Source organism: Inquilinus sp. KBS0705 (assembly GCA_005938025.2).
Lineage (GTDB): Bacteria > Bacteroidota > Bacteroidia > Sphingobacteriales > Sphingobacteriaceae > Mucilaginibacter.
On the sequence record VCCI02000009.1, the window covers coordinates 1 to 5,747 of the forward strand.

2 tRNA genes and 3 rRNA genes are annotated in these 5,747 nt (G+C 47.4%); all 5 read left to right on the plus strand.

The window, feature by feature from the left end:
* Window positions 1-109: 109 nt before the first annotated feature.
* The 5 genes from FFF34_019620 to rrf all read left to right on the plus strand — a co-directional run bounded on the left by FFF34_019620 (window position 110) and on the right by rrf (window position 5,678).
* Window positions 110-1,627, plus strand: a 16S ribosomal RNA gene (locus FFF34_019620).
* A gap of 264 nt (window positions 1,628-1,891) precedes the next feature.
* Window positions 1,892-1,969, plus strand: a tRNA-Ile gene (locus tag FFF34_019625).
* Window positions 1,970-2,058: 89 nt separating this feature from the next.
* A tRNA-Ala gene (locus FFF34_019630) sits at window positions 2,059-2,135 on the plus strand.
* 260 nt (window positions 2,136-2,395) lie between these two features.
* Window positions 2,396-5,278: ribosomal RNA gene (locus FFF34_019635) — 23S ribosomal RNA — on the plus strand.
* Window positions 5,279-5,566: 288 nt separating this feature from the next.
* A 5S ribosomal RNA gene (rrf, locus tag FFF34_019640) occupies window positions 5,567-5,678 on the plus strand.
* Together the 16S, 23S and 5S rRNA genes with 2 tRNA genes alongside form the textbook arrangement of a ribosomal RNA operon.
* The last annotated feature ends 69 nt before the right edge of the window (window positions 5,679-5,747 follow it).

The following is a 5,747-nucleotide window of genomic DNA, read 5'->3' on the forward strand; positions in this document are numbered from 1 at the left end:
GAGAGAGACGAAGCTAGAGATAGAGAGGGATAATGTAAGAGAATATTTTTTTTTACAGATTTCTATTGATGAGTTAATAGGGTCTGGATTTGAACAACACATTATACAATGGAGAGTTTGATCCTGGCTCAGGATGAACGCTAGCGGCAGGCCTAATACATGCAAGTCGGACGGGATTGTGGAGCTTGCTTCACATGAGAGTGGCGCACGGGTGCGTAACACGTATGTAACCTACCTTAATCTGGGGGATAGCCTCTCGAAAGAGAGATTAACACCGCATAACATGTTTGAATAGCATTATTTAAACATCAAATATTTATAGGATTAAGATGGGCATGCGGAACATTAGCTAGTTGGTAAGGTAATGGCTTACCAAGGCTACGATGTTTAGGGGATCTGAGAGGATGACCCCCCACACTGGTACTGAGACACGGACCAGACTCCTACGGGAGGCAGCAGTAAGGAATATTGGTCAATGGGCGCAAGCCTGAACCAGCCATGCCGCGTGCAGGAAGACGGCCCTACGGGTTGTAAACTGCTTTTGTACCGGAATAAACCTTTGTATGTATACGAAGCTGAATGTACGGTAAGAATAAGGATCGGCTAACTCCGTGCCAGCAGCCGCGGTAATACGGAGGATCCAAGCGTTATCCGGATTTATTGGGTTTAAAGGGTGCGTAGGCGGCCTATTAAGTCAGGGGTGAAAGACGGTAGCTTAACTATCGCAGTGCCTTTGATACTGATAGGCTTGAATGTACTTGAGGTAGGCGGAATGTGACAAGTAGCGGTGAAATGCATAGATATGTCACAGAACACCAATTGCGAAGGCAGCTTACTAAAGTATGATTGACGCTGAGGCACGAAAGCGTGGGGATCAAACAGGATTAGATACCCTGGTAGTCCACGCCCTAAACGATGAACACTCGATGTTGGCGATATACGGTCAGCGTCTAAGCGAAAGCGTTAAGTGTTCCACCTGGGGAGTACGCCCGCAAGGGTGAAACTCAAAGGAATTGACGGGGGCCCGCACAAGCGGAGGAGCATGTGGTTTAATTCGATGATACGCGAGGAACCTTACCCGGGCTTGAAAGTTAGTGAATGATCCAGAGACGGATCAGTCCTTCGGGACACGAAACTAGGTGCTGCATGGCTGTCGTCAGCTCGTGCCGTGAGGTGTTGGGTTAAGTCCCGCAACGAGCGCAACCCCTGTGAATAGTTGCCAGCACGTAATGGTGGGGACTCTATTCAGACTGCCTATGCAAATAGAGAGGAAGGAGGGGACGACGTCAAGTCATCATGGCCCTTACGTCCGGGGCTACACACGTGCTACAATGGATGGTACAGCGGGCAGCTACCTGGCAACAGGATGCCAATCTCGTAAAGCCATTCACAGTTCGGATCGGGGTCTGCAACTCGACCCCGTGAAGTTGGATTCGCTAGTAATCGCGTATCAGCAATGACGCGGTGAATACGTTCCCGGGCCTTGTACACACCGCCCGTCAAGCCATGGAAGCTGGAAGTGCCTGAAGTGCGTAACCGTAAGGAGCGTCCTAGGGTAAAGTCGGTAACTGGGGCTAAGTCGTAACAAGGTAGCCGTACCGGAAGGTGTGGCTGGAATACCTCCTTTCTGGAGCATTATCCAAACTATCTTATAATAGTATGTTTCTCAAAACACAAAGGTCAACAGCGCAGCTGTTACCTGCATGATTATTTTCTTATTACTCTTATTAGTAATTATTGAATGAATGAATTATTGAATTAGTGCATACAAATCACTAAGCAATCAATAATTCAGTAAATCAATAACTCACTAATTAAAAAACAACCCGGAAGATGAAGCCATCAGTGGTGCAACCATAATACGTGGCAAGATTGTAAGCAAAAAACAAACAGTCCTGTAGCTCAGTTTGGTTAGAGCACTACACTGATAATGTAGGGGTCAGCAGTTCAAATCTGCTCGGGACTACGAAGGCAATGAGTGAATTATAGAATTAGAGAGTTAATGAATTGAAAGATTCAGTAATTCAATAGATCAAACATTCGGTCATTAATCTGAAAGGGGGATTAGCTCAGCTGGCTAGAGCACCTGCCTTGCACGCAGGGGGTCAACGGTTCGAATCCGTTATTCTCCACCACACCCTCCATAACCCTAACAAGGGATGGATATTGACAAACACCCTTCGGGGTTGGGGTAAAAGTTCTTTGACATATTGGAAGAAGTAAAAAAGAAGAGAAAACAACAGTAGAGACGGTTGTTGGCTTCGACTTCAGGAAAGAAGTAAACAGAAGGATTATAAACGGTTTCGGCCTAAGTAATGTGGAGTATACTTATGGAATGAACAAGAACGGCAATCCTATCAAAAAGCATACGGTGATGAGCAAAAGCATCACATGTATAGAAGAAAGTAAGAAAGGGTACACGGGGGATGCCTTGGCTCTCAGAGGCGATGAAGGACGTGATAAGCTGCGATAAGCCGCGGGGATCAGCAAATATGAATTGATCCGCGGATTTCCGAATGGGGAAACCTAACTATTTGAAGAATAGTTGCATAAATGCGCGAACCTGCTGAACTGAAACATCTAAGTAAGCAGAGGAAGAGAAAACAACAGTGATTTCCTGAGTAGTGGCGAGCGAAAGGGAAGAAGCCCAAACCGGTTATGTTACGGCATAACCGGGGTTATAGGACCACAACATGAATATTAAAATGAACCGGAAGGGGGTGGGAAACCCCGCCATAGAGCATGAGAGCTGCGTACGGGTAAGTAATAATAGGATAGTGGTATCCTGAGTACCGCGAGGTCGGAGACGCCTTGTGGGAATTTGCCGGCACCATCCGGTAAGGCTAAATACTCCTGAGAGACCGATAGTGAACCAGTACCGTGAGGGAAAGGTGAAAAGAACCCCGAACAGGGGAGTGAAATAGAACCTGAAACCGTGTACTTACAAGCGGTCGGAGCACCTTCGTGGTGTGACGGCGTGCCTTTTGCATAATGAGCCTACGAGTTACTCCTCTCTGGCAAGGTTAAGTGTTTAAGACACGGATCCGAAGCGAAAGCGAGTCTGAATAGGGCGTATAGTCAGAGGGGGTAGACGCGAAACCTTGTGATCTACCCATGGACAGGTTGAAGGTGCCGTAACAGGTACTGGAGGACCGAACCGATAAACGTTGAAAAGTTTCCGGATGATCTGTGGGTAGGGGTGAAAGGCTAATCAAACTGGGAAATAGCTCGTACTCCCCGAAATGTTTTTAGGAACAGCGTGGTGGTAAAGTTATACAGAGGTAGAGCTACTAATTGGGTGCGGGGGAGTCAAATCCTACCAAATCCAGATAAACTCCGAATGCTGTATAATATACACTGCAGTGAGGCTATGGGTGCTAAGGTCCATGGCCGAGAGGGAAAGAACCCAGACCATCAGCTAAGGTCCCCAAATTAACGCTAAGTTGAACTAACGAGGTCCGATTGCACAGACAGCTAGGATGTTGGCTTGGAAGCAGCCATTCATTTAAAGAGTGCGTAACAGCTCACTAGTCGAGCGATCGGGCATGGATAATAAACGGGCATTAAGCGTTATACCGAAGCTATGGATTGCAATTTATTGCACTGGTAGGGGAGCATTCTAATTGCCGGTGAAGCAGGAGGGACAACCGACTGTGGAGGAATTAGAAAAGCAAATGTAGGCATAAGTAACGATAAGGCGGGAGAGAAACCCGCCCACCGAAAGACTAAGGTTTCCTGATCAACGCTAATCGGATCAGGGTTAGTCGGGGCCTAAGGTGAAGCCGAAGGGCGTAGCCGATGGACAACTGGTTAATATTCCAGTACTTTTTATAACTGCGATGCGGTGACGGAGTAGTGACACTGACGCGAACTGACGGAATAGTTCGTTAAAGGCCGTAGGTATAGGAGAGGTAGTTAAGTACGCCACTCTTGCTGAAAGCTGATAGTACACTGAGCCTTCGGGTAAGGTGATAGTTCAGGTAATCAGACTTCCAAGAAAACCCGCTAAGCTTCAGGTTATAAAAACCCGTACCGTAAACCGACACAGGTAGTCGAGGAGAGAATCCTAAGGTGCTCGAGTGAATCATGGCTAAGGAACTCGGCAAAATGGCCCTGTAACTTCGGGAGAAGGGGCGCTGATAGCAATATCAGCCGCAGTGAAAAGGCCCAGGCGACTGTTTAACAAAAACACATGGCTTTGCAAAATCGAAAGATGACGTATAAGGCCTGACACCTGCCCGGTGCCGGAAGGTTAAGAGGGGATGTTAGTCGTAAGGCGAAGCATTGAATCGAAGCCCCGGTAAACGGCGGCCGTAACTATAACGGTCCTAAGGTAGCGAAATTCCTTGTCGGGTAAGTTCCGACCTGCACGAATGGTGTAACGATCTGGGCGCTGTCTCAGCCATGAGCTCGGTGAAATTGTGGTATCGGTGAAGACGCCGGTTACCCGCAACGGGACGGAAAGACCCCATGCACCTTCACTACAACTTAACATTGATATCGGATACAGGATGTGTAGGATAGGTGGGAGACTGTGATCCGGCTTCGCTAGGAGTCGGTTAGTCAACGTTGAAATACCACCCTTTCTGTATTTGGTGTCTAACTCCATTATGTGGAGGACATTGTTTGGCGGGTAGTTTGACTGGGGTGGTCGCCTCCAAAAAGGTAACGGAGGCTTTCAAAGGTAAGCTCAGTACGCTTGGTAACCGTACGCGGAGTGCAATAGCATAAGCTTGCTTGACTGTGAGGCAGACAAGCCGAGCAGGGTCGAAAGACGGATATAGTGATCCGGTGGTTCTGCATGGAAGGGCCATCGCTCAAAGGATAAAAGGTACGCTGGGGATAACAGGCTGATCTCCCCCAAGAGCTCATATCGACGGGGAGGTTTGGCACCTCGATGTCGGCTCGTCACATCCTGGGGCTGGAGAAGGTCCCAAGGGTTGAGCTGTTCGCTCATTAAAGTGGCACGCGAGCTGGGTTCAGAACGTCGCGAGACAGTTCGGTCCCTATCTGTTGTGGGCGTTGGAAGTTTGAGTGGGGCTGACCTTAGTACGAGAGGACCGGGTTGGACTAACCTCTGGTGAATCTGTTATGGCGCCAGCTGTATTGCAGAGTAGCTACGTTGGGAATAGATAAGCGCTGAAAGCATCTAAGTGCGAAACTAGCCACGAGATGAGACTTCCATTGAGGATCGTAGCAGACTACTACGTTGATAGGTTACAGATATAAAGGTGGTGACATCAAAGTCGAGTAATACTAATAATCCGAAGCTTTCTCATAGCAGGTAATGAATGGTTCATTGGTAAATCAGTTCAATAGTTCATTGGTAGCAATACCAGTAAACGAATGAACAAGTGAGCCAATGAACCGAACAAAACAAAGCTGTTGTTTTCTCTGATTAATTACTTCTTTCAATTATGTTTAAAGATAAGGTTAAAGGTGAAGGGTAAAAGGCTAAAGGCTTTTTGCATGAAAACCCTAAAACTTATCTAAATAAAAAATACAGGTAGCCCACAGGCAAAGGACCTTTAACCTTTGGCCTTTAAGCTTCAAACCTCGAAGAAATTCAGGTGCCTATATCGGCGGTGTCCACCTCTTCCCATTCCGAACAGAGAAGTTAAGCCCGCCAGAGCCGATGGTACTGCAGTAAAATGTGGGAGAGTAGGTCGGTGCCCAATCTTAATCCGTTTAAACAACGGACTAATCAGAAACCCTTCATCTAATCGATGAGGGGTTTTCTGCGTTTA